The organism is Rhizobium sp. RAF36 (assembly GCF_052114105.1).
In the GTDB taxonomy this organism is placed as follows: Bacteria; Pseudomonadota; Alphaproteobacteria; order Rhizobiales; family Rhizobiaceae; genus Rhizobium.
Map to the genome: position 1 here is coordinate 306,034 of NZ_JBFREC010000004.1, position 25,551 is coordinate 331,584.

24 protein-coding genes and 1 riboswitch are annotated in these 25,551 nt (G+C 61.6%); of the genes, 11 read left to right on the forward strand and 13 right to left on the reverse strand.

Features of this window, described 5'->3' with window-relative positions; all coding sequences use genetic code 11:
• Positions 1-123: 123 nt before the first annotated feature.
• Positions 124-1,530, forward strand: a complete 1,407-nt coding sequence (locus tag AB4Z25_RS16650) for a sensor histidine kinase (RefSeq protein ID WP_442208576.1) — start codon at positions 124-126, stop codon at positions 1,528-1,530.
• Here AB4Z25_RS16650 and AB4Z25_RS16655 read toward each other — a convergent pair.
• Positions 1,527-2,186 carry a response regulator gene (locus tag AB4Z25_RS16655; RefSeq protein WP_112388619.1) on the reverse strand — a complete coding sequence of 220 codons (660 nt, stop codon included), beginning with the start codon at positions 2,184-2,186 and terminating at the stop codon, positions 1,527-1,529. The two genes, AB4Z25_RS16650 and AB4Z25_RS16655, sit on opposite strands and share 4 nt — an antisense overlap.
• Before the next feature lie 340 nt (positions 2,187-2,526).
• The gene (gene putA / locus AB4Z25_RS16660; protein WP_442208577.1) at positions 2,527-6,225 is read right to left on the reverse strand and encodes a trifunctional transcriptional regulator/proline dehydrogenase/L-glutamate gamma-semialdehyde dehydrogenase; all 3,699 of its coding nucleotides are present in this window, start codon (positions 6,223-6,225) and stop codon (positions 2,527-2,529) included.
• Between the two features lie 189 nt (positions 6,226-6,414).
• On the opposite strand from putA, the gene AB4Z25_RS16665 reads away from it, so the two are divergent.
• Positions 6,415-6,906: an Lrp/AsnC family transcriptional regulator gene (locus tag AB4Z25_RS16665; protein ID WP_442208578.1), complete on the forward strand. Its 492-nt coding sequence runs from the start codon at positions 6,415-6,417 to the stop codon at positions 6,904-6,906.
• 43 nt (positions 6,907-6,949) lie between these two features.
• On the opposite strand, the gene AB4Z25_RS16670 is transcribed toward AB4Z25_RS16665, so the two are convergent.
• Positions 6,950-8,053 carry a saccharopine dehydrogenase C-terminal domain-containing protein gene (locus AB4Z25_RS16670; RefSeq protein ID WP_442208579.1) on the reverse strand — a complete coding sequence of 368 codons (1,104 nt, stop codon included), beginning with the start codon at positions 8,051-8,053 and terminating at the stop codon, positions 6,950-6,952.
• A gap of 132 nt (positions 8,054-8,185) precedes the next feature.
• Here AB4Z25_RS16670 and AB4Z25_RS16675 point away from each other — a divergent pair, with 132 nt between their 5' ends.
• The 3 genes from AB4Z25_RS16675 to AB4Z25_RS16685 all read left to right on the forward strand — a co-directional run bounded on the left by AB4Z25_RS16675 (position 8,186) and on the right by AB4Z25_RS16685 (position 11,042).
• Positions 8,186-8,617 carry an Lrp/AsnC family transcriptional regulator gene (locus AB4Z25_RS16675; RefSeq protein ID WP_442208580.1) on the forward strand — a complete coding sequence of 144 codons (432 nt, stop codon included), beginning with the start codon at positions 8,186-8,188 and terminating at the stop codon, positions 8,615-8,617.
• 143 nt (positions 8,618-8,760) lie between these two features.
• Positions 8,761-10,188 carry an aldehyde dehydrogenase family protein gene (locus AB4Z25_RS16680; protein WP_442208581.1) on the forward strand — a complete coding sequence of 476 codons (1,428 nt, stop codon included), beginning with the start codon at positions 8,761-8,763 and terminating at the stop codon, positions 10,186-10,188.
• Between the two features lie 50 nt (positions 10,189-10,238).
• Positions 10,239-11,042, forward strand: coding sequence for a PIG-L deacetylase family protein (locus AB4Z25_RS16685; RefSeq protein WP_442208582.1), 804 nt, complete (start codon positions 10,239-10,241; stop codon positions 11,040-11,042).
• A 25-nt stretch (positions 11,043-11,067) separates the two neighbouring features.
• Here the strand turns inward: AB4Z25_RS16685 and AB4Z25_RS16690 are convergent, their stop codons facing one another.
• The 6 genes from AB4Z25_RS16690 to AB4Z25_RS16715 form a co-directional block, all read right to left on the reverse strand.
• Complete coding sequence (locus tag AB4Z25_RS16690) at positions 11,068-11,502, reverse strand: response regulator (protein ID WP_442208779.1); 435 nt, start codon at positions 11,500-11,502, stop codon at positions 11,068-11,070.
• 58 nt (positions 11,503-11,560) lie between these two features.
• Positions 11,561-12,331: an SDR family NAD(P)-dependent oxidoreductase gene (locus AB4Z25_RS16695; RefSeq protein WP_442208583.1), complete on the reverse strand. Its 771-nt coding sequence runs from the start codon at positions 12,329-12,331 to the stop codon at positions 11,561-11,563.
• The gene (locus AB4Z25_RS16700; RefSeq protein ID WP_442208584.1) at positions 12,328-13,323 is read right to left on the reverse strand and encodes an ABC transporter permease; all 996 of its coding nucleotides are present in this window, start codon (positions 13,321-13,323) and stop codon (positions 12,328-12,330) included. Before AB4Z25_RS16700 ends, AB4Z25_RS16695 begins: the two co-directional genes overlap by 4 nt.
• 62 nt (positions 13,324-13,385) lie before the next feature.
• Positions 13,386-14,426 carry a sugar ABC transporter substrate-binding protein gene (locus tag AB4Z25_RS16705; protein WP_442208585.1) on the reverse strand — a complete coding sequence of 347 codons (1,041 nt, stop codon included), beginning with the start codon at positions 14,424-14,426 and terminating at the stop codon, positions 13,386-13,388.
• A gap of 34 nt (positions 14,427-14,460) precedes the next feature.
• Entirely contained in the window at positions 14,461-15,228 is a 768-nt protein-coding gene (locus AB4Z25_RS16710; RefSeq protein ID WP_112388610.1) for an ATP-binding cassette domain-containing protein, read from the reverse strand.
• A complete protein-coding gene (locus tag AB4Z25_RS16715) occupies positions 15,225-16,361 on the reverse strand; it encodes an ROK family transcriptional regulator (protein WP_442208586.1) in 1,137 nt (378 codons plus the stop codon). Before AB4Z25_RS16715 ends, AB4Z25_RS16710 begins: the two co-directional genes overlap by 4 nt.
• 206 nt (positions 16,362-16,567) lie before the next feature.
• Between AB4Z25_RS16715 and AB4Z25_RS16720 the strand changes: the two genes are divergently transcribed.
• Genes AB4Z25_RS16720 through AB4Z25_RS16730 form a run of 3 tightly spaced genes read left to right on the forward strand, consistent with a single transcriptional unit; the run spans position 16,568 to position 19,148 of the window.
• Entirely contained in the window at positions 16,568-16,882 is a 315-nt protein-coding gene (locus AB4Z25_RS16720) for a MocE family 2Fe-2S type ferredoxin (RefSeq protein ID WP_442208587.1), read from the forward strand.
• A gap of 5 nt (positions 16,883-16,887) precedes the next feature.
• The gene (locus AB4Z25_RS16725) at positions 16,888-18,111 is read left to right on the forward strand and encodes an NAD(P)/FAD-dependent oxidoreductase (RefSeq protein WP_442208588.1); all 1,224 of its coding nucleotides are present in this window, start codon (positions 16,888-16,890) and stop codon (positions 18,109-18,111) included.
• Between the two features lie 38 nt (positions 18,112-18,149).
• A complete protein-coding gene (locus tag AB4Z25_RS16730; protein WP_442208589.1) occupies positions 18,150-19,148 on the forward strand; it encodes a Gfo/Idh/MocA family oxidoreductase in 999 nt (332 codons plus the stop codon).
• On the opposite strand, the gene AB4Z25_RS16735 is transcribed toward AB4Z25_RS16730, so the two are convergent.
• Together AB4Z25_RS16735 and AB4Z25_RS16740 are read right to left on the reverse strand one after the other, a co-directional pair.
• Positions 19,149-19,982 carry a sugar phosphate isomerase/epimerase family protein gene (locus AB4Z25_RS16735; protein WP_442208590.1) on the reverse strand — a complete coding sequence of 278 codons (834 nt, stop codon included), beginning with the start codon at positions 19,980-19,982 and terminating at the stop codon, positions 19,149-19,151.
• 18 nt (positions 19,983-20,000) lie between these two features.
• A complete protein-coding gene (locus AB4Z25_RS16740; RefSeq protein ID WP_442208591.1) occupies positions 20,001-21,011 on the reverse strand; it encodes a LacI family DNA-binding transcriptional regulator in 1,011 nt (336 codons plus the stop codon).
• Between the two features lie 145 nt (positions 21,012-21,156).
• On the opposite strand from AB4Z25_RS16740, the gene AB4Z25_RS16745 reads away from it, so the two are divergent.
• Together AB4Z25_RS16745 and AB4Z25_RS16750 are read left to right on the forward strand one after the other, a co-directional pair.
• A complete protein-coding gene (locus tag AB4Z25_RS16745; protein WP_442208592.1) occupies positions 21,157-22,191 on the forward strand; it encodes a sterol desaturase family protein in 1,035 nt (344 codons plus the stop codon).
• A 170-nt stretch (positions 22,192-22,361) separates the two neighbouring features.
• Positions 22,362-23,291, forward strand: a complete 930-nt coding sequence (locus AB4Z25_RS16750) for a sugar ABC transporter substrate-binding protein (protein ID WP_442208593.1) — start codon at positions 22,362-22,364, stop codon at positions 23,289-23,291.
• 74 nt (positions 23,292-23,365) lie between these two features.
• Here AB4Z25_RS16750 and AB4Z25_RS16755 read toward each other — a convergent pair whose 3' ends face one another.
• On the reverse strand, positions 23,366-23,611 hold the full coding sequence (locus AB4Z25_RS16755) for a hypothetical protein (protein ID WP_112388602.1): 246 nt from the start codon (positions 23,609-23,611) through the stop codon (positions 23,366-23,368).
• 179 nt (positions 23,612-23,790) lie between these two features.
• Complete coding sequence (locus AB4Z25_RS16760) at positions 23,791-24,423, reverse strand: outer membrane protein (protein ID WP_112388601.1); 633 nt, start codon at positions 24,421-24,423, stop codon at positions 23,791-23,793.
• Positions 24,424-24,564: 141 nt separating this feature from the next.
• Positions 24,565-24,667, forward strand: a riboswitch (TPP riboswitch).
• A 111-nt stretch (positions 24,668-24,778) separates the two neighbouring features.
• Here AB4Z25_RS16760 and AB4Z25_RS16765 point away from each other — a divergent pair.
• Complete coding sequence (locus tag AB4Z25_RS16765; RefSeq protein WP_442208594.1) at positions 24,779-25,519, forward strand: ABC transporter permease; 741 nt, start codon at positions 24,779-24,781, stop codon at positions 25,517-25,519.
• The last annotated feature ends 32 nt before the right edge of the window (positions 25,520-25,551 follow it).

Consider the following 25,551-nt stretch of genomic DNA (forward strand, 5'->3'; position numbering starts at 1 on the left):
ATAGTTCCATAGGTCCGGGGACATCTAGAGACTTTGGTCTTTGAGGGGGGCGGGACTTTTGACCCGCAAATAAATGTGACTTACGTCCCTGGCAGTAAGAATGCCGAAGGCGGAGGGCCGGGCATGTCCGGCATCTGGCAAGGCCTTGATGTCACCCGGCAATTTCTCATTGTTGCGGGCATCGTCGTCTGTGGTTCGATGGCGCTGCTGGGGGAATGGCTGAGCGGACAGATTGCCGCCAACCAGCTGAGGAGCCGGGCCGAATCCGGGGCCCTCTACATGGAGGGTTTTCTGGCTCGCCATATCGAGGGAAATGCCGATAATCCTCAGGTGTCTCCGGCCCGCCAGGAGGAATTGGATGAGCTGCTGATCGGCACGGATCTCGCACGGCGCGTCGAAGGCTTCCGGATATGGCGCCACGATGGTCTGGTCATCTACAGCACCAACAAATCGCTGATTGGAAAGACTTTTCCCTCGGAGGATATCGAGCACGCTTTCAAGGGGCGGGTCGTGGCCCAGCTTGAGGATAGCCACGACGATGGAGAGGACGATGGTCCCGCGGCAACCCACCGGCCGCTCATCGAAATCTATGCCCCGATCTACCGGCCGGGCACGCGGGATATCATCGCCGTCGGAGAGCTTTATGAGGAGGCGGGCGAATTTGTCGTTCAGCGCAACAGGGTGCAGCGCCATACATGGGTGATTGTCGGAGCCACCTCGCTGGCGATCATGGCGCTCTTGTTTCTGATCGTCCGGCGGGCCAGCAGGACGATTGCCGGTCAGCGGGCGGTATTGAAGACGCAGCTCGCTCAGGCGCGGGCACTGGCGGAGCAGAATACGGAGCTTCGAAAGGCGGCGGACCGGTCCCGCATGGATGCCACCCAATCGAACGAGCAGCTTCTCAACCGGATTGGCGCCGATCTGCACGATGGTCCGGTTCAGTTGCTCAGTCTGCTGATCCTCAAGCTGAGCGGATCTGCGGCAAGCGCCAATTTGCCGAAGGTGGCGCTTGAACGCGTGCCGGAGATCAAGGGGGGCGAGCTCGCACCCGTTCATATTGCGCGTCTGGTGTTGACCGAATTGCGGGAGCTATCGACCGATCTTGTCGTGCCCGAGATCGAGCACATGCCGCTGGAGGCTGCCTTGCAGATGGCGGTCGAGCAGCATGAGTATGCGACGGGATCAAAGGTCTTATCGGCCTATGGGAAACTTCCCGAGCGCGTCGCGCATCCACTGAAAATCTGTCTTTATCGCGTGGTGCAGGAAGGGCTCAACAACGCATTCCGACACGGTGGCGGCCGGGGGCAGCGCGTGTCGGCATCATCCGATCTGTCCGAGATCGTCGTGACCATTGCCGATGAAGGTCCAGGGATTGCGCCAGAGAGTAGCACGGATCGGCACCGTCCGCTCGGCCTCCAGGGCATTCGCAACCGCGTCGCTGCGTTCAGGGGGCATGTCGATATCCGGCCGGGGCCGGTTTCCGGCACGGAGCTTCGGGTGACGGTGCCGATGGAGGGCAACAGTCTCTAGTGCCGCGGAATGGAATCGCCGGCACCCTCCAGCTTTTGTGCGGCGATCAGCACTTCCAGCCGGTTTCGGGCATTCAGCTTCTGCATCAGGATCGTCATGTAATTCTTGACGGTCTTCTCGCCGATCTTGAGGCCGATTGCGATCTGCCGGTTGGTGAAGCCCCGCAGAAGCATGCCGATGATTTGCCCCTCGCGGATGCTGAGCTTCAAATCCGCTCCGGCCTTCTTGCGCAGCGAAGCGATCTTGAGTTCTTCGATGACCTTGCAGGCAAAGGCCGGCGTGATGAACATGTCGCCGCGATGCACGGCGCTGATTGCCTGGACGAGCTCCTGAATGCTGCTGCCCTTCAGAACATAGCCGCTCGCGCCGGCATTAAGCGCACGCACCGCGTAATCGCTGCCCGTGTTCGCTGTAAAAACCAGTATTTTGGTGCGGATTTTTTCGACCAGTTTCGTGATCACGTCGAAGATGTTGCCGGGCATCATCAGATCGACGACAAACACATCCGGCGCCAGTCTTAGGCCGATATCCAATGCATCGTCGGCGCATGTGCCAGTCGCTGCGATAGTAAATTCCGGATTCTTTCCAAGAATTTCCGTCAGTCCGGCCACCATTAACGGGTGGTCGTCAATAACTACTACCGAGATCGGACTCATGATACGCGTCCTGTTCATAGTATCTGTGCAATTAGTATTCGTAAAATAATTCTATGTCCATCTAAGTCATTCTGACTATTTCCATAGTCGTAGCTAATATGGATTAATCATCCGATTTATTATTCAAGTAAATAAGGTTGTATTTGTAGAATTTTAGGAAATATTGAACGTATTGCTGTTGGCTTTAGGGCGTCTGCCACCCGTCGGAGCGTTGCCTCCCGCGTTACGGCCGTGGAAGACGATCATGCCGAGGCCGTCCGGCCCGTGTAACTGCACGCGCGAAACCGCGAGAATAGATCAACTTGCCCGGGCAGATGTCCGGGCAAGTATTCTATCCCATTCAGCCGATGGTCATCAGGCTGGCGTTGCCGCCGGCGGCGGCCGTGTTGATCGAGGTCGAGACCTCTTCGATTAGCCAGTTCAGGCAATAAGCCTCGATATCGCTTTCGATTTCGGCGGCCGTCGCCGATTGCACCAGGACAAGCGGTCCATCGAGTGCGGCGATCGCCTTGTTGAGCGTCCGGATGCGCTCTGCGCGGCCCTCCAAAAGCGCTGCGGCAAAGGGGCCGTCCTTGTTCCAGTCCGAAGTCCAGGAGACGCGCGCGGCGACGCTTGCGGGAATGTCCTTCAGTGCGGCGCGAAGGCCGGTGGCTTCGTCGATGACGGCCTGATTGCCGGTGGCGAGCGCGGCCGCCAGCTGGCGATAGAGGCCACCTTCGCTCTCGGGTGCAAGCAGAACCCGTCCGCGCGGATGAAGCGCATAGATGTTGCGCTCGCCGACAGGACCGGAAAGTTCCTTCTCAAGGCCGACGGCCGACAGGCTTCCGAGCTCGCGTGCAGCTTCGGCGTCGTCAGCCCGTCCCTTGCCCGATAGCCAGACTGCGAAGTCGGCAAGGGCGGGATCGGTGTGAACGGAGCTGTGCTGCGGCGGCACCGGTGCCTTCTGGACCAGGCGGCCGATATAGAGCGGACCGCCCGCCTTCGGGCCGGTGCCCGACAGGCCACGGCCGCCGAACGGCTGGACGCCGACGACCGCGCCGATGATGTTGCGGTTGACATAGAGATTGCCGGCCTGGATGCGGCTGGTGACGTGAGCGATCGTCTCGTCGAGACGCGTGTGAAGCCCGAATGTCAGGCCGTAGCCGGAGCCGTTGATATCGTCGATCAGGCGATCGAGATCTTCGCGGCGGTAGCGGATAACGTGAAGAACCGGCCCGAAGATTTCCTTCTCCAGATCCGACAGCTTCTTGAGCTCGATGATGGTCGGCGGAACGAAGGTGCCGAGGTCAGCTGTCTCCGGCAGAGGCAGCTGCTCGACCTTGCAGCCGTGTGCCTTCATCTTCTCGATATGGGCGTCGATATCGCCTTTTGCCGTCGCCGTGATGACCGGGCCGACATCGATGCTGAGGCGATCGGTACGGCCGATCGTCAGCTCCTGGAGGGCGCCCTTCAGCATCGTCAGGGTGCGGTCAGCGACGTCCTGCTGCAGGCAGAGCACGCGCAATGCCGAGCAGCGCTGACCGGCGCTGTCGAAAGCTGAAGCGATGACGTCGCCGACAACCTGTTCGGCGAGCGCCGAGGAATCGACGATCATGCCGTTCTGGCCGCCGGTCTCGGCGATCAGCGGGATCGGCTTTCCCGACGCCGAGAGACGGTTGGCAAGCTGCGCCTGGATCATCCGGGCGACGCCGGTGGAGCCGGTGAACATCACGCCGGCAGTCTCTTCCGCGTCGATCAGCGCGGCACCGAGGCGGCCACTGCCCGGGGTGAACTGAAGCGCTGCGCGCGGAACGCCGGCCTCATGCAGGATCCTGACGCTTTCGAAGGCGATGATCGGGGTGACGCCCGCAGGCTTGGCAATAACTGGGTTGCCCGCCACCAGTGCTGCGGCAACCTGTCCGGTGAAGATCGCCAGCGGGAAGTTCCATGGACTGATGCAGACGATCGGGCCGAGAGGCACATGCGACGGGCCGAGCGTGCGGCGGGCCTGTTCTGCATAGTAGCGCAGGAAGTCGATCGCCTCGCGCACCTCGCCAATGGCGTTGGCGGCTGATTTGCCGGCCTCGCGGATGATGATGCCCATCAGCGGCTCGATCCGCGACTGCATGATATCGGCGGCGCGATCGAGGCAGGCTGCCCTGTCTGCCGGCGGGACTGCCGCCCATTGCTTGGCGCCGTCAGCCGCAAACCTGGCGATCCTGGCGGCGGCTTCGATCTCCACTTCGGTTACCTGACCGACAACGTCTCCATGATCGGCCGGATTGAGGACCGGGCTGGTCGTGCCATCCAACGAGCCGTCGGCCAGAAGCGGCGTGGCATGCCAGGATTTCGTGGTTGTCTGAAGCAGGTTGCCGGCAAGGCGGGCCAGTTCGGTCTCGTTCGAAAGGTCGATGCCGGAGGAGTTGTCGCGTTCGGCGCCATAGAGGTTCTGTGGCAGGGAGATGAGATCGTGCGGCTTGCCGACGGGCGTGGCGGCTTCGACGAGATCGACCGGATCGGTGGTCAGGTCATCCACCGAAACCTTGGGGTCCGAGATGCGGTTGACGAAGGAGGAGTTCGCGCCGTTTTCGAGCAGGCGGCGCACGAGATAGGCGAGCAGCGTTTCGTGCGTGCCGACGGGCGCGTAGATGCGGCAGGGCCGGTCGAGATTCTGCTTGCCGACGACCTCGTCATAAAGAGGCTCGCCCATGCCGTGCAGGCACTGGAACTCGTACTTGCCGATCTGGAAGTCCGGGCCTGCGAGCTGATAGATGGTCGCCAGCGTCTGGGCATTATGGGTCGCAAACTGCGGGAACACGGCGTCAGTGGCGGCCAGCAGCTTGCGGGCGCAGGCGACATAGGCCACATCGGTGTGAATCTTGCGCGTATAGACGGGGAAGTCAGGCAGGCCGTCGAGCTGGGCGCGCTTGATCTCGGCGTCCCAATAGGCGCCCTTCACCAGGCGAACCATCATCCGGCGGCCGGAGCGGCGGGCGAGATCGATGATGTAATCGAGAACGAAGGGGCAGCGCTTGCCATAGGCCTGAACGACGAAGCCGAGACCGTTCCAGCCTTTCAGCCCGGCGTCGAGGCTGAGTTCTTCGAGGAGGTCCAGCGACAGTTCGAGGCGATCGGCCTCTTCAGCGTCGATATTGAGGCCGATGTCATAGGTGCGGGCAAGCAGCGCCAGTTCGCGAACGCGCGGCAGAAGCTCGGTCATCACCCGCTTCGACTGGGCGCGGACATAGCGAGGGTGAAGGGCCGATAGCTTGATCGAGATGCCTGGCCCGGCATAGACGCCACGGCCATCCGATGCCTTGCCGATCGCGTGGATCGCCTTCTCGTAGTCGCGGTAATAGCGATCGGCATCCTTTGCCGTCGTCGCTGCCTCGCCGAGCATGTCGTAGGAATAGCCAAAGCCGCGTGCTTCGAGCGGGCGCGCGCGCTTCAGCGCCTCGTCGATTGTCTCGCCGGTGACGAACTGCTCGCCCATCATACGCATCGCCATATCGACGCCGCGGCGGATCACCGGTTCGCCGCAGCGGGCAATCAGCCGGGTCAGTGCGGCGGCAAGGCTGCGGTCGTTGACGGTCGATGTCAGCTTGCCGGTGACCACAAGTCCCCAGGTCGCCGCGTTGACGAACAGCGAGCGTCCGCCACCGACATGCGACTTCCAGTCGCCTTCGGAAATCTTGTCGCGGATCAGGGCGTCGCGCGTGGCCGTATCGGGAATACGCAGCAGCGCTTCGGCGAGGCACATGAGCGCAACGCCTTCCTGGCTCGACAGCGAATATTCCTGCACCAGCCCCTCGACGCCGGTTCCCTTGTGCTTGGCACGCAGCGCCTCGATCAGCTTGCGCGCGGTATCGCGGGCTGCGGCCTTCAGGTCTGCGGGTACGCGGGCGGCTTCCACGAGGGGCGGCAGGCATTCCGTTTCCGGGCGCCGGTAGGCGGCGGTGATGGCCTTGCGCAGGTCCGATTGCTCGCGGATCGGCGGCGCAAACTCGGCAAATGGCGAATTGGAATCCGGACCTGGTGCGTTATCGGCGGCGTTGAGCATTGCGAGATCCTAGCAGCGGGACTTGTTTGAACGGCAACTGCCGGCGTCTGTTCGATACACAAGGCGCATGCGCCCATGCCCCAAACCACCGGCAGCGGCAATCTAGCATAAATGCGCCTGGTCGATCCAACTTGATTGAGGGCGATTTCAGTGGCAATTATCCATAGATATCGCGATTTGGATGCTAATATGCCTAAAGAGACCACCTTGTTTAGTGAACTCGACCAGCTGGACAGGAAGATACTGGAGGCCCTGTCGGAAGATGGGCGGATCTCCATCACAGACCTGGCAGCGCGCGTCGGTCTGTCGAATACGCCATGCCAGATCCGGTTCAAGCGGTTGATCGCGGAAGGCTATATCGAGGGCTTCCGGGCGGTGCTCAATCCGGCGAAGATGGAACTCGATCATATCGCCTTCGTCGAGGTCAAGCTCTCGAACACGACCGAGGGCGCGCTGAAGAGCTTCAACGATGCTGTCAAGAAGATCAAGGAGGTCGAACAGTGCCACATGATCGCCGGGCGCTTCGATTACCTGCTGAAGGTTCGCACCCGCGACATCGCCAAATACCGCCGTGTTCTCGGCGAAAAGATTTCGACGCTGCCGCATGTCGCAAGCACATCGACCAATCCGGCGATGGAAACGGTCAAGGAAGGCTGGGACAAATTCAATCCCAGCCTCTGAAACTGCGGCTTGATCGGCCGCAGTTCGATTTCTGAAGGCTGGTTCAGCCAGCTGCCTTCAGGCGCGCGGCTTCGGGGCTGTAGAACTGGCCGAAGCGGTTGTCGAGGAAGTCGGCGAGAGCGATTTCTTCCTGGCGCACGAAGCCCTTGGTCGGAAGCTTGCCGTTGGCAAGCAGATCGAGCACACCGGTGATGCCTGCCGCGGTGGTGATCTGGATCGCGCTCATCTTGCGGCCGGCAACGACGCCGGAATAGACCTTGTTGGCGTAGGTTTCCTGCAGGTAGCGATCGTCCTTCCAGCCGCAGACGGTCACGAAGACGATGACCACATCTTGCATGGTGGCGGGCAGCGCATGCTCGAACAGGTCCTTCAGCACGTCGCGGCGGTTCTTCAGGTTGAGATCGTTCAGGAGTGCCTTGATGATCGCCTGATGGCCGGGATAGCGGATCGTGCGGTAGTTCATCGTCCGCACGCGGCCTTCCAGCGACTTGGCAAGCGTGCCCAGTCCGCCGGAGGTGTTGAACGCTTCATAAGTCACGCCGTCGAGCGAAAACTCTTCGCGTTCTTCCATCGCCGGAACGGTGATGAACTTGCCTTCGACGATCGCCTCGCAAGGCTCGATATATTCGTTGATCAGCCCGTCGGTGCTCCAGGTCAGGTTATAGTTCAGAGCGTTGGACGGATATTGCGGCAGCGCGCCGACACGCATGCGCACGCTGTCGAGCTTGTCGAAGCGCTTGGCGAGATCGTTGGCGACGATGGAAATGAAGCCCGGTGCCAGGCCGCACTGAGGAATGAAGGCGCTTTCCGCATTTTCTGCCAGTGCTTCGACCTTCTTGGTCGTCGCGACGTCTTCCGTCAGGTCGAGATAGTGCACGCCGGCGGCAAGTGCCGCCTCGGCGATCAAGCCGGTCAGATTGAACGGCGCTGCCGACAGGACGGCGAATTTTCCCTTGAGCGTTGCCACCAGATCCGCATGGCTGGAAATATCAAGCACGGCGGTCGAAATCGCCGGATGCCGCTCGACCCGTTCGGTCTGTTCAGCGCTGCGGTCCACGACCAGCACCTTGTACGCGCCCGTATCGGCCAGCATCAAGGCGATGGCGCCACCGATCTTGCCTGCGCCTGCAACAACAACTTCTTTCATATCAGCCCTCGATGACGTTTATAGGATTTTTATAAGCCTAGCAGTGGACTTCACATAAAATAGCGGCAGAATGCGCAAAACGACGGACATATTAAATCAGTTTGCTGATCAATCTTTGCGGAGTGTAGAGCGATGGATCTGAGCGTGAAAGACCGGGAGCTGTTGGCGCTGCTCGGCGAAAATGCCCGTCTGCCGGTTGCCACCTTGGCCAAGAAACTGTCGCTATCGCGAACGACGGTGCAGGCGAGGCTGGAACGGCTCGAGCGCGAGGGCGTGATCGCCGGATATGGCGTCAGGCTGTCGGATGCCTATGCCTCGGGGCTGATCCGGGCGCATATCCTGATCACCATCGCGCCCAAGGCTCTGGCGCAGGTGACATCGGCCCTCGACAAGATGCAGGCGGTAACCGCGCTGCATTCCGTCAGCGGATCGTTCGACCTGATCGCGCTGATCGCCGCGCCGTCGATATCGGAGCTCGACCAGGTGATCGACAGGATCGGGGCGATCGATGGCGTCGATCGCACGCTGTCCTCGATCATTCTCTCGACACGGTTTGCCCGGTGAGAAACACCGCCGCGTGGCGGCGGCAGAGATTGCCTCGCAATTGCTGTTTCACATTTGCAAAGTTCGGCTAGTGTCCGTCAATGACACCGGTCGAGCGCCATCGCGCTGCCCGCGCCTGAGCTATCAACGGCATTGGAGAACACATGAATAACCACCTGAAATTCTTCATCGACGGCGCGTGGGTCGATCCTGTGGTGCCGAAGACGATCGAGGTGATCGATCCATCGACCGAAGAAACCTATACCTCGATCTACGGTGGCTCTGCAGCCGATGTCGACAAGGCTGTTGCGGCTGCGAAGCAGGCGTTCGAAACTTTCTCGCTGACCTCGAAGGAGGAGCGTCTGGCGCTGCTGAAGCGGATTCTCGAACGCTATAATGAGCGCTTCGAAGATATCGCCCAGGCCGTCAGCCAGGAAATGGGTGCGCCGCTGCCATTCGCCCGCGATTCGCAGGCCGGGGTGGGGCGCGCTCACATGGAAGCGACGATCGCCGCGTTCGAGGAGTACACATTCAGCGAAAAGCGCGGCACGACCACCGTCGTCAAGGAGCCGATCGGCGTCTGCGCGCTGATCACCCCCTGGAACTGGCCGCTGAACCAGATCGTCTGCAAGGTGGCTCCGGCGATCGCCGCAGGCTGCACGGTCGTTCTCAAGCCATCGGAAATCGCGCCGATCAGCGGCATCATCTTCGCCGAGGTGATGGCGGCCGCGGGAACGCCGAAGGGCGTGTTCAATCTGGTGAATGGCACCGGTCCCGATGTCGGCCAGGTCATGGCCGGACATGCTGATGTTGATATGGTCTCGTTCACCGGTTCGACGCGGGCAGGGATCATCGTTGCGAAGACCGCCGCCGATACGGTCAAGCGCGTGGCGCAGGAGCTCGGCGGCAAGTCGGCAAACATCATTCTCGACGACGCCGATTTTGAAACGGCTGTCGCCAAGGGTGTCGAGGGCTGCTTCGGCAACTCGGGCCAATCCTGCGATGCGCCGACCCGGATGCTGGTGCCGGCAGGCCGCCACGACGAGGTGCTTGCTATCGCCAAAAAGGCGGCCGAAACCTTCAAGACCGGCGATCCGCGCGCTGAAGGCGTCGATCTCGGTCCGGTCGTCAGCCAGATCCAATATGATAAGATCCAGCGCCTGATCGAGAGCGGCATCAGCGAAGGTGCGACGCTGGTCACCGGCGGTCCCGGCAGGCCGGAGGGGCTGAACCGCGGCTATTATATCCGTCCGACGGTCTTCGGCCATGTCACGCCCGGCATGACGATTGCGCGAGAGGAGATCTTCGGGCCGGTTCTCTCGATCATCTCCTACGAGAACGACGAAGATGCCGTTCGCATCGCCAACGATACGGTCTACGGTCTCGCCGCCTATATCCAGTCGACCGATATCGAGCATGCCCGCGCCGTGGCCAAGCGCATGCGCGCCGGTTCGGTCTATCTCAACTATCCGGAGTGGGACACATTCGCGCCCTTCGGCGGCTACAAGCAGTCTGGCAACGGCCGCGAGTATGCCGATTGGGCGATCCATGATTTCCTTGAAATCAAGGGTGTTGTCGGCTGGGGTGAATAATCCGGCGTCTTTTGTCTGTAAGGAAAATCGCCACACGAACGGATGCCGTAATGCTCGACAAGCTCACCGGGGACGACCGCGTCTTGATCCTCTCGCCGCACCTCGACGACGCGGTTCTCAGTGCGGGCGGGCTAATGGACAGGGCCGTGAAGGATGGCGCCCATGTCGTCGCGGCAACGATCTTTACCGGTGATGCCGATCTGCAGGGCGAGCCGTCACCGCTGGTTCGCGAGCTGCATGAATGGTGGGGGCTGGGCGCAAATCCCTATGCCGTCAGGCGCGAGGAGGATATCGCCTCAATCGCGCTCCTCGGCGCCGATTACTTTCATGGCGGCATGACGGATTCGATCTATCGCAGAGACCGCGATGGCATCTCCCTTTACGCAACCCGGGAGGCGGTCTTCTCGCCGCCATCGGATCAGGATCCGGCTTGGAGGCCGCTGGAGGATTTGCTGGCGGAATGGTTCGCCGCGGTGCGCCCGACGATCGTCCTCTGCCCGCTGGCGGTCGGCCGCCATCTGGATCACGTCGTCACCACCGAGACGTTTCGCAAATGCAGTGCGGCGTGGAACGCCGATATCTATCTCTATGAGGACATTCCCTATGCCGCCGGCTTCTTCCCGCCCGGTTATCCGGATAGCGTGCCGGCTGCACTGGAGCGGACCAATTGGACGGTCAGGAATCATGTCGATATCGACATCGATTTCGAGCGCAAGTTCGCGGCAATCTTGAAATATGAATCGCAGATCGCCGAAATCTTCCCCGGCCTCGATGCCGAGAGAGAGCTAAGGAACTACATGAGGGACGCGTCCGGAACCGGCTTCAGGGAACGGTTCTGGCGGGCGGAAAGCTGACGGCCTTCCGCTGCAGCGAACTACATCAGGCAGCCGTCGCGCCGCTGGACCTGGCATCCCGTTTGCGGGTTCTGGCAGCCAGGGCATCCATCAGCGCCGACTTCACCTTGTCGATGTGATGCGGTTTGGTAACGACGCCGACGGCACCCTCGAAGCCTGCGACAATTTCGGGATTGCCAGTCATGAAGACGACCTCGATGCCATAGAGATCGATCAGCGTGCGGGCGATCTGCGGCCCGGTCGGGCCGTCCGCCAGCTGTACATCGACGAGTGCGATATCGGCGCGCCGTGCCAGCGAGAGCGCCTCAATCTCCGTCCTTGCGAGTCCTGCAACCTCGAACCCGTTGTCGAGCACCATGCTCTCAAGGTCCCAGGCGATGATGCCCTCGTCCTCAACGATCAATACCTTCATGTCATTCCCAACTTCTTCGCCCGAGTTGCGAAGTAGGGAAGCAGTCACGAAGGTCAATAGACGGGCGGCCGACTTCGCTCACGAGACCGTGAGGACCGCCGCCAGCTCACGGAGGCAGGAGCCTGAAATCGCTTCCCTCCGGCAGAAGCTGCCCGCCATCGACGACAATCGTCGTACCGGTGATGTAGCTGGCATCATCGGAGGCGAGAAACAGAAAGGCGTTTGCGACATCGCGCGGGCTGCCGAGCCTGCCGAGCGGAATGGCATCCTCCATGTTTTTGATGAAGGCCGGGCCGCGGTGAAGCTGCATAGCCTCGGTCATTATGTTGCCCGGCTCGACGCCGTTGACGGTGATGCCATAGGAGGAGAATTCGAGCGCGGCAGCGCGGATGAAGCCGTTGATCCCGGCCTTCGTCGCCGAATAATGCCCATGGCCGGGGCTGGTGACGCGCGGCCCCGTGATAGACGAGGTGAAGAGGATGCGGCCATAGCCCTGCTGCCGCATCGGGTCGAGCGCTGCGCGCGCCGCATTGAAGGAGCCGCGCAGATTGACGGCGATGACGTTGTCCCAGTCCTCGGGGCTGGTATCCTCGATCAGCTGCCAGGGATAGACGCCGGCATTCTGGACGATGATGTCGATCCTGCCATAGGTCTCGACCGCGAAAGCGACGACAGCCTTGGCGTCCTCCATCTTCGAGATATCCACCTTGAAGAAGGTGACGCCGAGATCCTCCGCGGCGGCGCGGCCGCCTTCCTCCTCGTAGTCGGCGAGGATGATCGTGGCGCCTTCTTCCTGAAAGCGCTTGGCCGTCGCCTTGCCGATGCCGCGGGCGGCGCCGATGACAACCGCGATTTTTCCGTCCAGTCTTCCAGTCATGCGAGCCTCTGACGCAGTTTTTGCTTGAATGTATCGAGAAGGACCGCCGCCAGCACCAGGAAGCCGTGGATCACCTGGGTGAAATTGGCGGGCAGGCCCATGAGATTGATGGCGGTGTTGATCGACGACAGCAGCAGCACGCCGGCATAGACGCCGGGGAGCGCGCCGACGCCGCCCTTCAGGCTGACGCCGCCGATGACGACGGCCGCAAAGGCGTTGAACAGCAGGCCGACGCCGAGATTGGCGGTGGCGCCCGAGGTGCGGATGGCGAGCAGCCAGCCGGCGAGACCGGCGATCGCGCCTGCCATGACGAAAGCGATGATCAGGTTGCGCTGGACGGGAATGCCGGCGCGGAACGTTGCCGTCTCATTGCCGCCGATCATTGTCAGGTGGCGGCCGAACGGGGTCTTGGCCATGATCACCGAAAACAGCACGAAGCAGAAGATCGCGATCCATGCGGTCAGCGGCAGGCCGATCAGCCGCTGGATGCCGAACCAGCGGATGGCAGGGGCCAGATCCTGCGCGGAGCGGCCGCCCGAGACGGCAAGAACGATGCCGCGCACCCAGATATAGGAGGCCAGCGTGATGATGAAGGCATTCATCTTCACCTTGACGATGAGGAAACCGTTGAGCAGCCCGATCAGCCCTCCGACGGTAAGGGCGATCAGCAGCGAGACCGGCACGATCAGCCATTCCGGGCTCAGCGTGAAGCCGATGCCGATGCCGGCGGAGCAGAACAGGATGCCGACCGCCATGGCCGAAAGCGCCGCAACTGACTCCACCGACAGGTCCATATGTCCGGCGATGATCACCAGCGAAAGGCCGATCGACATGACGCCGAGGACGCTGGAAGCCTCGATGATATTGGCGAAGATGCCAAGCTGGAAATAGTTCGGGACGAACGCCGAAAAGACGGCGAGCACGAAGATGAGCATGAACCAGACGAGATTGTCGAGGACGAGCTCAAAGAATTGACGCGTGCGAGGTGTCATCGGGCCGTTCCGGTTGCTGGGGAGGGAGCCCGGGCTGTGAAGCCCGGGCGCTTGGATATCGCTCATTCGACCGATTTGACCTGTGCGGTCGGTGCTTTCTGGTTGCCCCAGAAAGCCGGATCGTCGACATTCTCCTTGGTGATGGCAGCACCTGGGATCTTGATGTTCGGACCCCATGCTTCCTTGGTGACGACGCCCTTCAAGCCGAGCACGTCATATTCGCCGGGCTTGATTTCTTGCTTCTTGGCGATCTTGTCCATGAAGATGGCGACGGCAGCGGCCTGTGCGTAAAGCGGCTGCTCGACTTCGACATTCAACCAGCCCTTGCGGATCAGGTCGAGACCGACGGGAGCGCCGTTCGAGCTCATCAGCATGACATCGCCCGGCTTCTTGCCGGCGGCTTCGAGCGAAGCGACGGCGGCGACCGAGAGATGCGCCGCATGGCTGAAGATCAGGTCGATGTCAGGATTGGCGAGCATTTGGTCGGAAACGATCGTTCCGGCGTTGCTGGCTTCCCACTGCATGGCAGGCACCGAGACGATCTTCACGCCCGGGAAGGCCTTCATCTTCTCTTCGAAGCCCTTCTGGATGTCGAGCGTGTAGGGGTCGCCGGGATCGCCGAGAACCTGGAGAACCTTACCCTTCACGTCGCCATTCTTTGCCTTCAGCAGCTTTTCTGCCTGTTCGGCGGCCACGTAGCCGATCTCGATCGTTCCGGCGACCGACGTGAAGTCCGACTGTGTCGAAGTGATCTGGCGGTCGAACTCGACGACCGGGATACCGGCGGCGCGTGCGGCCTCGATCGATGGTTTCAGCGCGTTGAAATCGACGGCGGCCAGAATGATCGCCGCAGGCTTCAGCGCGATGACGTCGTTCATCTGCGACTGCTGCGCATCCGTCTTGTTGTCGGCGTTCAGCGTCTTCATTTCGTAGCCGGTCTGCTTGAGAAACATCTCAAGCGCGCTGACCGAGCCTGTCTGGAATTCATCGAGCAGTGTCGGCACGAGGTAATAGACCGTTCCCTTCGATTGCGCGAAGGCGGTCGTCATCAATGAGATGCCGAGCGCCAGAACGGTCAGCGCGGCTAAGGCTATTCGCTTCATGTCGTTCTCTCCTTTTGCGCCGGACCCTCAATTTTTATGGTCTCACCGGTCCGGCACCGGCGAGGCTTTGTCCGGTGATCATTTCGATCACCGCGTCTGCATTTGTCTTGGATGTCTCGACGTCGCCCGCGACGACGCCCTGGCGGATCACCACGATCCGGTCGGCCACCTGGAAGGCCTGCTGCATGATGTGGGTGATGATGACGACGCCGATGCCCTGATTGGCAACATGGCGGATCATCTCCAGGCCGCGGCGCGTCTGCTCGACGCCGAGTGCGGCAAAGGGTTCATCGAGCAGCACCAGCTTGCCGCCCCAGTGGACGAAGCGGTTGAGCTCGATCGCCTGGCGCTGGCCGCCGGAAAGATGCTCGACCTTGGTGCGGAGCGACGGGATACGGGTGCCGGCATTGGCAAGCGCATCGCCGACGACTTTCTCCATCGCCCGCTCGTCGAGGAATGGAATGCCGAGGACCTTGCGGGTGATTTCGCGGCCCATGAAGAAATTGGCGACGACATCGACATTGGTGGCAAGCGACAGGTCCTGATAGACCGTCTCGACACCGGCGGCCTTTGCCTCGGCCGGGGTCTTGGCCACATAGTCGCGACCCTCGAACAGCATGCGGCCGGAGGATGGTTCCAGCCCGCCGGAAATGATCTTCACCAGCGTCGACTTGCCGGCGCCATTATCGCCCAGCAGCGCCACGACCTCGCCCTTGCCGATCGAGAAGCTGACGCCCTTCAGCGCTTCGATGGCGCCGAAATTCTTGCGGATATTGTCGAGCACCAGCAGCGGTTCGCTCATGCGGCGATCCCTTTCTCGTCGGGGGTGGAAAACATCTGGCCGAAACGCGGCGACAGCAGGCTGGATACGGCAAGCGCTGCCGCGCCGCGGAGCACCGAGTTCTGGCAGTCGCTCGCCATCACCAGCCGCGGATGCTTTCGATCCTTGCGGGCGGCGACGGAATTCGGCAGGCCGGCCGAGGCCACCAGCTTTTCGATGAGGTCGGGTGGCGCCAGTCCGCCGAGCACGATCGTCTGCGGGTCGAGCAGGTTTTCGATGGTGCGGACGGCGTTGTGGAAGATCGGCCGGATTTCCTCGGCCCACATCTGCTGCGACACGCCGCGGCGGTTGAAGGCATCGAGGGAAAGATAGCGTTCGAGGCAGCCGCTGTTGCCGCAGGGGCAGGGTTCGCCATCCGGCACTGCCGGGATATGGCCGATTTCGCCGGCATTGCCCCAGCCGCCGCGCATCACCGCGCCGTCATGAACCATGGCGCCGCCAAGGCCGACGCCGAAATAGAGATAGTAGTAGTTGGAGAATTGCGAGCCAATTCCATAGAGCTGCTCGCCGAGTGCCGCGCAAGCCATGTCGGTGTCGATGAAAGCAGGAAGATCGGCGGCTTCCGCCAGCCGCTCCTTGAGCGGCACGTCCTTCCAGCCTGCCATGGTGGTCGCACCGATGAAGCTCATGGAGTCGATGCCAAAGGGACCCGGCAGCGCCATGCCGGCCCCCAGAATGCGCTTGCTGCCGCCGGCGCGAAGTTCTGAGACCAGTTCGCCGATCAGCTGGAAAGCAAGATCGGGCGCGACGTTCGGCGCGGTGCGATAGGCGCTTTCGACGATATTGCCGTTGAGATCGACCAGTGCCGCGTCGATGCCGAGCGGGGTCAGATGGATGCCGGCGACATAGCCGCCCTGCGGATTGATCGTCAGCACGGATGGCGGAATACCGCGTCCCTTCGGCTCCTCACGGACCGAGAGGATGTAGCCCTGCTCTTCGAGTTCACGGACGATGGTGGAGACTGTCTGTACCGTCAGGCTGACGCGCTTGGCGATGTCTGCGCGCGTCACCGGGCCGTTCAACCGGATCGCTTCGAGAACGATACGCCGGTTGTACGGACGCCCTGATTCCTGATTGGTACCACGCAATGTCATGCCACAGCCCTCAGAATGTCATCAGCTTGGCACCGCATTTTTATTTAGTCAAATGGTTTTCATAAATAGCTCCGACATGCTGTTTTGGTCCTGTCGAGATGGTGTCCCCGCCGTTCGAATTGATGGGTTCTGATCAAGAATCTGACCGCGATTTTCCGAGCGATCGCCTAGGTTCTGATCAAACGCGATGAATTCGGGAGGATCGGATGAGCAACTGGGTGAAGGCCTGCGAGATCGATGATGTCGAGAACGAGGACGTGATCAGTTTTGATCACGGCGGAAAGACTTTCGCCGTCTACCGCAGCCCGGATGACAGCTTCTACGCGACGGATGGGATGTGTACCCACGAGAAGGTTCATCTCGCCGATGGTCTGGTCATGGACCACATCGTCGAATGTCCGAAACACAACGGACGCTTCGACTATCGCACCGGCGAGGCGAGGGGCGCACCCGTCTGCGTCAACCTCCGTACCTATCCGGTCAAGGTCGAAGACGGCGCTGTGTTTCTCGGACTGGAGTGACGCCGATGCAGCATTTCGTCATCATCGGCGGTGGCCAGTGCGGCGCGCGCGCCGCCTTCGCACTACGCGATCAGGGCTTCGATGGATCGATCACGCTTGTCGGCGACGAGCGGCATCTGCCCTACGAGCGGCCGCCGCTTTCCAAGCAGCATATGCTGGCGCCTAATGGCGCCGAGCCGCCGTTTATCGCAGGACAGCAGCAATATGAGGAACGCGGTATTGTTGTGATCGCCGGTGATGCCGCCACCGCGATCGATCGCGAGCGCCGCGGCGTCGAATTGGCAAGCGGCCGGCGAATCCCCTACGACAGGCTGCTGATCGCAACCGGTGCGGCCCCGCGGCGCCTGCCCGCGGCCGAGGGGCTCGACCATGTCTTCTATCTGCGAACCCATGACGATGCGGCGGGCCTTGCCGCGCGGCTGGCAGCGGGCGGCCATCTCGCGATCATCGGCGCGGGCTTTATCGGCCTGGAATTGGCGGCAGCTGCCCGCCAGCGCGGGCTTGAGGTCACCGTCATCGAGGCATTGCCGCGCATTCTGATGCGGGGCGTGCCGGAGGAGATCGCCGCAAAGGTCCAGGCGCTTCATCAAGGCAACGGCGTGCGGATCGTCTGCGGCGCCGGTATCGAGCGGCTATCCGGTGACAGCGATGGTGTCGTCCTGGCCCTCAGCACCGGTGAAATCCTGAAAGCCGGTACGCTGGTGGTGGGCATCGGCGCTCAACCTCGCGCCGAACTGGCTGTGAAGGCCGGTCTCACCGTCGAGAACGGCATTGCCGTCGATGCGAGCCTGCAAACCTCGGATCCGGCAATTTTTGCGGCCGGGGATTGCTGTTCCTTTCCGTATGAGGCCAGGCGAATCCGGCTGGAGGCCTGGCGAAATGCGCAGGATCAGGGCGCGCACGCGGCCGCCGGCATGCTGGGCGCCGTTAGCCCTTACGAGGCCGTCCCGTGGTTCTGGTCGGATCAATATGATTGCACGCTGCAGATCGCCGGTCTCGCCGACGGCGCGGTCACGAGCGTGCGCCGGGAAATCGAGCCCGGGACATTCATTCTCTTCCACCTCGGCGAAGACGGGCGCCTGCTTGCCGCCAGTGCCTTTGGACCAGGCAATCGCATCGCCAAGGATATCCGCCTCGCCGAAATGCTGATCGCCAAGCGGGCAAAACCAGATGCCGCAGCCCTTTTGCAGGTGTCGGTGAACTTGAAATCACTGTTGCCGCGCGCTTAGCTTGAATTCCCGAAAGCGGAATCCCGAAAGGAACGTCAATGGCAGAGGTCAAGATCGGTATCATCGGCACCGGCGTGATGGGGAGCGACCATGCGGCGATCCTTGCTGAAGGTGTCGCCAATGCGCGGCTCACCGCTGTTCAGGATCTCAGCCGGGAGCGCGCGATCGCCGTTGGCGAGGCCTCGGGTGCCCGTGTCTTTGCCGGCGCGGATGAGCTGATCGCTGACCCGGATATCGACGCCGTCATGGTCTGTTCGCCCGATGAAACGCATGCTGCGCTGGCGCTGAAGGCGATTGCCGCCGGTAAGCCGGTCCTGGTGGAAAAGCCACTTGCGGCCGGCATCGAGGATGCCGAGGCGATCATCAGTGCCGAAACCAATGCCGGGCGCCGTCTGGTGCAGGTCGGTTTCATGCGCCGCTTCGATCCCGGCTTTCGCGAGATGAAGCATACGCTGCAATCGGGCGAACTCGGCCATGCGCTGTTTCTCCACTGTATCCACCGCAACGCAGTGGCGCCCGATTATCTGACCTCGGATCTGGTGATTGCCAATTCGGCAGGCCACGAATTCGATATTGCCCGCTTTCTGCTCGACGAAGAGATCGCCTCGGCCTTCGTCACCAGTCCGCCGCCGACGCGGAATGCGCCGAACCGCCAGCCGCAATTCATCCTGTTGCGGACGGCATCGGGCGTCGTGATCGATATCGAGGTCTTCACCGACGCCCAATACGGATATGACGTGCGCGCCGAGCTTGTCTGCGAGGACGGAACGGTATCGCTGGATCCGTCGCCGCATACGATGCTTCGCGCAAAGGGCCATGACGGTTTCCGGACCCCGCCCGATTGGCGGCCGAGGTTCCGGCAGGCCTACCGGGCACAGCTGGAAGCCTGGACGTCCGGGATACTCACCGGGCAGCCAACCGGCGCCAGCGCCTGGGATGGCTTCATGGCGATGCAGGTCACCAAGGCCTGTCTTCAGGCCTGGAGGTCGGGCGAGCGGGTGGCGGTCCCGCAACACGAAAAGCCCGATTCTTACTGATCATGCGGCAGTCCGGGCCCAGAGCGCCCGGATCTCGTCCTTCAGAAGCAGCGCCTCCTGCCAGCGGTCGGTGCTGTCTTCGCCGTCGCGGCCGGTGATGGCATAGGGTTTCGGGCCGAGCTCGCAGGTAAAGGCGAGGGCGTCGCTGGCGCCTGCCCGCTGCCGCCAGCTGCGGAAACCGTAGTCCCACCAGCCCATGAACAGATCGACCCACGGCCTGTGATGCGGGAAGGAGATCTCGATCTGCACCTGCTCGCGCGAGGCGACGCGGCCATGAAAGGCCCAGGAGCTGTCGAGAACCCGCTGCATCAGCTCGTGGTTCTCATCGGAGACCGGCCAGGCGAACTCGCGACCGACGAGAAAATGCGAGAGATCGCCGAGCAGTTTCAGATCCGGAAGCCGGTCCATCAGGTCGAGGGTGAAGAACAGGTCGGTGGTCATCCGGTCGCGATGCGTCTCGATAAAGACCGGAATGCCGGCCTCCTCGGAAAGCCGATGCCAGCCCTCGAGCAGCGGCAGGCAGTCCTCGATCCGGCGCAGCCGTACGTCGGGCTGCAGGCAGAGATGGGCGACGCCAAATTCTGCGGCATTTTCCAGCGCCGGTTTCAGCTCGTCGATCGTCTTCGGAAAGCATTGCCCCTCCGCCTTCAAGCCGCGCTCCTTCAGCAAAGCGGCAAGTGGCCGGACATAGGCGCGGTCGTACCAATGCGCGCTCACGCCGTCAAAACCGGCCTCGGATATCAGGCCGATATTCTCCTCGAGCGAGCGCTCCGGCGTGAGTGCGCTTCGAAGCTCCATGGCCCACAGGGATTGGAAGACGGTGAGGGATTGCATTGCTGGCCTCGTCGTTGGTTAGAGGTTCTGGGCACTGACCGTCATGAAGCGCACCGGATCGGTGATGACCTCGGTGCGGATGATGTCGAGCTTGCGCAGGATGAGATCGACGGAGCGCCGCGCCTGCACCTCCGGCGCCTGGTCGAGACAGATATCCAGCAGGCCGGTTTCCAGATAGCGCTTCTTCTTCTCGGTCAGCTCGTGCCCGACCCAGAAGATATCACGCTGCCTGGCACATTGCTGCAGGACGATGGCAACACCTTCGTCGCCGCCGCCGGCCGAATAGACGCCGATGATTTCAGGATCGCGGCGGAGCGCCTCGCCGAGCAGTTCGGCGCATTGCAGATCATCGTCGCGTCCCATCATCACCAGCGATACCGCGTGGCCATTGGCGCCCTTCTCGGTGAGGTAATCGGAAAAGCCCTGGATGCGCTGGCGGTGGTTTGAATAGGCGCCGCTGTGACAGATCGCAGCGAAATGGCCGCGCCGGGCGGCAAGCATGCCGGACATGTAATAGGCTGCACTGCGTCCGGCCGCATAGTTGTCGATACCCAGATAGGGAACCTCCGGGTCGTCGCAGCGGGTAACGACCTGGGCGACCTCGACGCCGGCGGCGCGCACCCGCCGCAGGCTCTCGATAACTCTCGGGTGATCCTGCGCGCAGATGATCAGCCCGGAGCGGCGAAAGCTCGGATTGGCGATGTGATGCGCCATGCCGATCGGATCGCTTTCTTTGATGAAGGTGCGATGCAGGATGACGGCGCGGTCAAGCGAGGCGGCAATACGCTCGAAGGCCTGGTTCAACCGGGCGAAGAAGCTGGTTTCCGGACGCACCAGAATGACCTCGATGCGGATGGCGCCGCGATGCGTTTCCGTCGAGCGTTCGCCGTAGCCGAGTTTCTTGGCGGCGCGGATCACCTTTTCTGCCGTCTTCTCGGTGACGCCGCCGCGGCCGTTGATGACGCGCTCGACGGTGGCGATGCCAAGCCGGGCCTCTGTGGCGACATCCTGCAGTGTCGTCTTTTTCATCAAAACCTCCCCAAAACTCCGCTCGACAGTCAAGCATTGCAGCGCCTCTGGCGAAATCGCTCAGTTGATCAAAACACATCAAGACAGCGATGGGAAACGGCACTGTAGCTGCGGTAATTTTCCGGCACGAGTTGGAGGATATCAGATGGACGACACACTTTTCGGGAAGCGCAACAAACGCGGCGACTGGGCGCCTTCCAAGCTTATTCAATATCCGCCGGTGTTCATCTGGCCGGTCCAGCCGCTGCGTTTCCTGAAATGGGTGTTCGGCTATCCGGGCTACCTGATGCCGTGGAACGTGCTCTATGCGGCGATCGGCACGCTGCTTTGGCTCTACGCGACGCCGTCGCTCGAGACCGCAAAGACCTTCTCGATCAGCTGGATTGCCTATCTGCTGGTGCGCAACGCCGCAATCGTCTTCGTCTTCTTCGGCGCGTTCCACCTGCGCCTCTATATGCAGAAGAAGCAGGGAACGAGCTTCAAGTTCAACGCCAAATGGCCCTCCGTCGGCAATGATGCCTTTCTGTTCGGTAATCAGACGGTCGATAACGTCATCTGGACCTTCGCCAGCGCTGTGCCGCTCTGGACGGCTTTCGAGGTGCTCACGCTGTGGGCCTTCGCCAATGGCATCATTCCCTATGTCTCATTCGCCGAGCATCCGGTCTATTGCGCCGTGGTCATGCTCTTGATCCCTACATTCCGCGACCTGCATTTCTATCTGGTCCACCGGCTGATCCACTGGCCGCCGCTCTATCATGCCGTCCACAAGCTGCATCATAACAACGTCAATCCCGGCCCCTGGTCAGGTCTTGCCATGCACCCGATCGAGCACCTGCTGTATTTCTCCGGTGTGCTCATCCATTGGATCGTTCCGTCGAATCCGGTTCATGCGATCTTCCATTTGGCGCATGCCGGTCTTGCACCGGCACCCGGCCATGCCGGCTTCGACAAGATCGTCGTCGGCGAGGAAAGCGCCATCGATACGCACAGCTACGACCATTACCTTCACCACAAATATTTCGAGTGCAACTACGCCGATGGCGTGATCCCGCTCGACAAGTGGTTCGGCACATTCCACGACGGCTCATCCGAAGCGCAGGAGCGCATGGACAAGCGGTTCATGGAGCAGGCCAGGCGCCGCGCAGAAAAGAAGGCGCGCCGCGAACAGCAGGCTGGCTGATCCTCCCAGGTGAACGACCCGCAGGCCCGGCTTCTCCGCCGGGCCTTTTGCTATCCGGTTCCCCTGCAAATGAGGGATTTTCATCAATTTTTCCGCGGACCGCGCGATCTTCCCCGGCTAACGTTTTCGTGCGGCCGGCTGGCGCCGCCTTATCTCTGGGAGGAGAGAACATGCTGAAATTGCTGACCACCAGCGCGGTTGCCCTGGTGCTTGCTGCGCAGGCGCACGCGGCCGATCGTATCGGTGTTTCGATGGGGACGCTCACCAACAATTTTCAGACGCTGATTGTCAACGGCATGCAGGATTACGCCAAGTCCGTCGGTGTCGAGCTGCAGATAGAGGATGCGACGACGGACGTCAACAAGCAGCTCGACCAGGTCAAGAATTTCGCGGCCGGTGGCGTCTCGGCCATCATTGTCGATCCCGTCGATTCCGATGGCACGCCGGCTCTCAGCAAGGTCGCCGAGGATGCTGGCATCCCGCTGATCTATGTCAACGTTCAGCCGACCGATCTTTCGACGCTCGGCAAGCAGCAGGCCTTCGTCGGTTCCAACGAGGCCGAATCCGGCACGCTGCAGACCAAGGAAGTCTGTCGTATCTTGGGCGGCAAGGGCAATGTCGTCATCATGATCGGCGACCTGACGAGTCAGGCCGCACGTCAGCGCACTCAGGACGTCCATGACGTCATCGCGACGCCCGAATGCAGCGGCCTGAAGGTCGCTCAGGAGCAGGTCGGCAACTGGAGCCGCGTTAACGGCGCCGATCTGGTCTCCAACTGGCTGACATCGGGCTTGGAGTTCGATGCCGTTCTTGCCAACAACGACGAGATGGCGCTCGGCGCCATCGCCGCATTGAAGAATGGCGGCGCATCCACGGACAAGATCATCGTCGCCGGTATCGACGCCACGCCGGAGGCCCTTCAGGCGATGAAGGCGGGCGATCTGAAGGTCACGGTCTTCCAGGATGCCAAGGGTCAGGGCAAGGGTTCGATCGATGCGGCGCTCAAGGCGATCAAGGGCGAAAAGATCGACCGCGAGGTCTGGATCCCGTTCCAGCTGGTGACGGAGAAGAACATGGCGGACTTCGAACATCTGAACTGAGGCGCGGCTCGCCTCACGGGCCGCGTCATGAAGGCCACGCAGCGCTAACCCGCTCGTGGCCTTTTCACGCGCTCTCAGGTGGCAGGAAGCGGTTCGCTGATGACGACGAAATTGGCGCAGGAATGCTCGACATTGGCAATGCGGATGCGCAACTCGCGCCGCGATGTCAGCAGGAAGAGAAATACTTTCTTGGCGCGCTGTGCCCGCCGCAGGATCTCCTCGCCGCCAAACAGCAGGCCATCACGCTCGCCGAGTTCGAAGGCCACGTGCTCGCTGTAATTCTCGTCCGTAATGGTGATTGTCCCGAGACCCGACAGCATTGTGAGCATTCCTCATCATGAGGAATGACTTTTGTCGAAGTCCTAATTTAGTGCAACACAGCGTTCCGGTTTTCCACGGCGATGTTGGGACAGGCAAGCGTGATTTTCAGCCATGATCTATCCACGCGCCACGCCGGTTAAGGCGTGCGCGCCCACGCTCGCACATTGATCCCGTTCACTCAGAACTTGACGCCGACGCCGATCATGATCGTGTTCTGGTTCAGATCGAAATCACCGCCCGCCGCACCGCCGAAGTTGCCGCTGCCGTAGTCGGTATAGCGATACTCGCCGCGGGCAAAGATGTTCTGGGTGAAGGCGTAGTCGATACCTGCGCCGATCGTCCAGCCGTTCAGCGTGTCGGAAACATCTGAAGCCCCGGTCGGATGACCTTCTGCCCGTGCGATCGCCCAGCCGGCGGTTCCGTAGAGCAGGGCGTTGTCGAAGGCATAGCCGACGCGGGCGCGGACCGAGCCCTGCCATGTCGTCTCGACGGAGCCAAAGGCCGTGTCCTCTTCGTTCCAGTTATGGAGGACATCGCCTTCGACGCCGATCACCCAGTTATTGTCGAACTGGTAGTTGTAGCCGGCAAAGCCGCCCAAGATTCCGCCGTTGGCGTCGACATTGGATGCACCGTCAGGATCGAAGGTCGTCCAGCTATAGCCACCCTCGGCACCGATATACGGGCCAGACCAGGTGAAAACCGGCGTTATCGCCTCCGGTTCGACCGGCGCAGGCGGTGGTGTCAGGTCCGCGGCCTGGGCTGATATTCCCGCCAGCGAAGCAGCAAGAACGGTGAGAATAGCGAATTTCATATTCGGTCTCCCTAAATTGCATGACTGTTAGATAGGTAGCCCCGGGCCAAAAGTCTCTAGCCCTTTCGATCACAAATGCCTGCGCGCCGCGCAGGCGGCGGATCCACCATTGACAGTCCTTTGAAAACGCGACAGTTTCCCGCCCATTCCGAGGGGAGCATCTGACGATGCTGAGATGGCGCTGAGCTGGACCCTTGAACCTGATCCGGGTCATGCCGGCGTAGGAACGGAACAAGATGCCGCCGGTATCTCCCTTCGTCTTCGCTTTGCCTGGATCTCCATTGCCGTCTGGAGGTCGCTTCGCCATGTCTGTTCTGCTGCGCTCACGTCCTTCAGTTCTCGCCAAAGCCTGACGATGCGCCTTCTCAACGCTCTCTATGGTGCAGTCTTGCTGCTTGCGATCTGGCAGGCGGTCATCTGGCTGTTTGCGCCGGCGCATTTCATCCTGCCTTCGCCGCTGTCGGTTGCTTCGGTCTTTGTGCGGCAGCCGCTGTTCCTGCTGGAGCAGAGCCTGACGACGGCGCTCGAAATCGTGCTGGGATCCCTCTGCGGAGCGATCTCCGGTGCGGCGGCGGCCTTCGTGCTTGCGGTTGTTCCGGCCGCCGGTGCGCTGGTGTGGCCGCTGGTGCTGATCCTGCAGGCCTTCCCGGTCTTTGTGCTGGCGCCGATCTTGGTCATCTGGCTCGGCTTCGGCATGGCCTCCAAGGTCGCCATGGCAACGATCATCATCTTCTTTCCTGTCGCTTCGGCTTTTGCCGACGGGCTGCGCCGGACCGAGCGCGATATCCTCGATGCCGTGTCGCTGACGAATGCCAGCCACTGGCAGACGCTGGTGCGCATCCGGATGCCGCTTGCCGTTCCGGCCCTCGTTTCAGGTCTGAGGATCGCCGCCCCGCTGGCGCCGCTCGGCGCCGTGATCGGCGAATGGGTCGGCGCCTCGGCGGGCCTCGGCTTCGTCATGGTCCAGGCCAATGCGCGCATGCAGACCGACATGGTCTTTGCCGCCATGGCGGTGCTGGCAGCGATGACGCTGATCTGCCGGGTGGTGGTCGACAGGCTCACCTCCGGCTTGACGCCGTGGGCAACGACTCGCTGAACGATTTTCAAACTGCACATTCATGGAGCAAA

Excerpts from the sequence above, each read along its gene's own strand:
- AB4Z25_RS16650 (WP_442208576.1), top strand. The coding sequence starts at position 124 with ATGTCCGGCATCTGGCAAGGCCTTGATGTCACCCGGCAATTTCTCATT.
- AB4Z25_RS16655 (WP_112388619.1), bottom strand. The coding sequence starts at position 2,186 with ATGAGTCCGATCTCGGTAGTAGTTATTGACGACCACCCGTTAATGGTG.
- putA (WP_442208577.1), bottom strand. The coding sequence starts at position 6,225 with ATGCTCAACGCCGCCGATAACGCACCAGGTCCGGATTCCAATTCGCCA.
- AB4Z25_RS16665 (WP_442208578.1), top strand. The coding sequence starts at position 6,415 with ATGCCTAAAGAGACCACCTTGTTTAGTGAACTCGACCAGCTGGACAGG.
- AB4Z25_RS16670 (WP_442208579.1), bottom strand. The coding sequence starts at position 8,053 with ATGAAAGAAGTTGTTGTTGCAGGCGCAGGCAAGATCGGTGGCGCCATC.
- AB4Z25_RS16675 (WP_442208580.1), top strand. The coding sequence starts at position 8,186 with ATGGATCTGAGCGTGAAAGACCGGGAGCTGTTGGCGCTGCTCGGCGAA.
- AB4Z25_RS16680 (WP_442208581.1), top strand. The coding sequence starts at position 8,761 with ATGAATAACCACCTGAAATTCTTCATCGACGGCGCGTGGGTCGATCCT.
- AB4Z25_RS16685 (WP_442208582.1), top strand. The coding sequence starts at position 10,239 with ATGCTCGACAAGCTCACCGGGGACGACCGCGTCTTGATCCTCTCGCCG.
- AB4Z25_RS16695 (WP_442208583.1), bottom strand. The coding sequence starts at position 12,331 with ATGACTGGAAGACTGGACGGAAAAATCGCGGTTGTCATCGGCGCCGCC.
- AB4Z25_RS16700 (WP_442208584.1), bottom strand. The coding sequence starts at position 13,323 with ATGACACCTCGCACGCGTCAATTCTTTGAGCTCGTCCTCGACAATCTC.
- AB4Z25_RS16705 (WP_442208585.1), bottom strand. The coding sequence starts at position 14,426 with ATGAAGCGAATAGCCTTAGCCGCGCTGACCGTTCTGGCGCTCGGCATC.
- AB4Z25_RS16710 (WP_112388610.1), bottom strand. The coding sequence starts at position 15,228 with ATGAGCGAACCGCTGCTGGTGCTCGACAATATCCGCAAGAATTTCGGC.
- AB4Z25_RS16715 (WP_442208586.1), bottom strand. The coding sequence starts at position 16,361 with ATGACATTGCGTGGTACCAATCAGGAATCAGGGCGTCCGTACAACCGG.
- AB4Z25_RS16720 (WP_442208587.1), top strand. The coding sequence starts at position 16,568 with ATGAGCAACTGGGTGAAGGCCTGCGAGATCGATGATGTCGAGAACGAG.
- AB4Z25_RS16725 (WP_442208588.1), top strand. The coding sequence starts at position 16,888 with ATGCAGCATTTCGTCATCATCGGCGGTGGCCAGTGCGGCGCGCGCGCC.
- AB4Z25_RS16730 (WP_442208589.1), top strand. The coding sequence starts at position 18,150 with ATGGCAGAGGTCAAGATCGGTATCATCGGCACCGGCGTGATGGGGAGC.
- AB4Z25_RS16735 (WP_442208590.1), bottom strand. The coding sequence starts at position 19,982 with ATGCAATCCCTCACCGTCTTCCAATCCCTGTGGGCCATGGAGCTTCGA.
- AB4Z25_RS16740 (WP_442208591.1), bottom strand. The coding sequence starts at position 21,011 with ATGAAAAAGACGACACTGCAGGATGTCGCCACAGAGGCCCGGCTTGGC.
- AB4Z25_RS16745 (WP_442208592.1), top strand. The coding sequence starts at position 21,157 with ATGGACGACACACTTTTCGGGAAGCGCAACAAACGCGGCGACTGGGCG.
- AB4Z25_RS16750 (WP_442208593.1), top strand. The coding sequence starts at position 22,362 with ATGCTGAAATTGCTGACCACCAGCGCGGTTGCCCTGGTGCTTGCTGCG.
- AB4Z25_RS16755 (WP_112388602.1), bottom strand. The coding sequence starts at position 23,611 with ATGCTGTCGGGTCTCGGGACAATCACCATTACGGACGAGAATTACAGC.
- AB4Z25_RS16760 (WP_112388601.1), bottom strand. The coding sequence starts at position 24,423 with ATGAAATTCGCTATTCTCACCGTTCTTGCTGCTTCGCTGGCGGGAATA.
- AB4Z25_RS16765 (WP_442208594.1), top strand. The coding sequence starts at position 24,779 with ATGCGCCTTCTCAACGCTCTCTATGGTGCAGTCTTGCTGCTTGCGATC.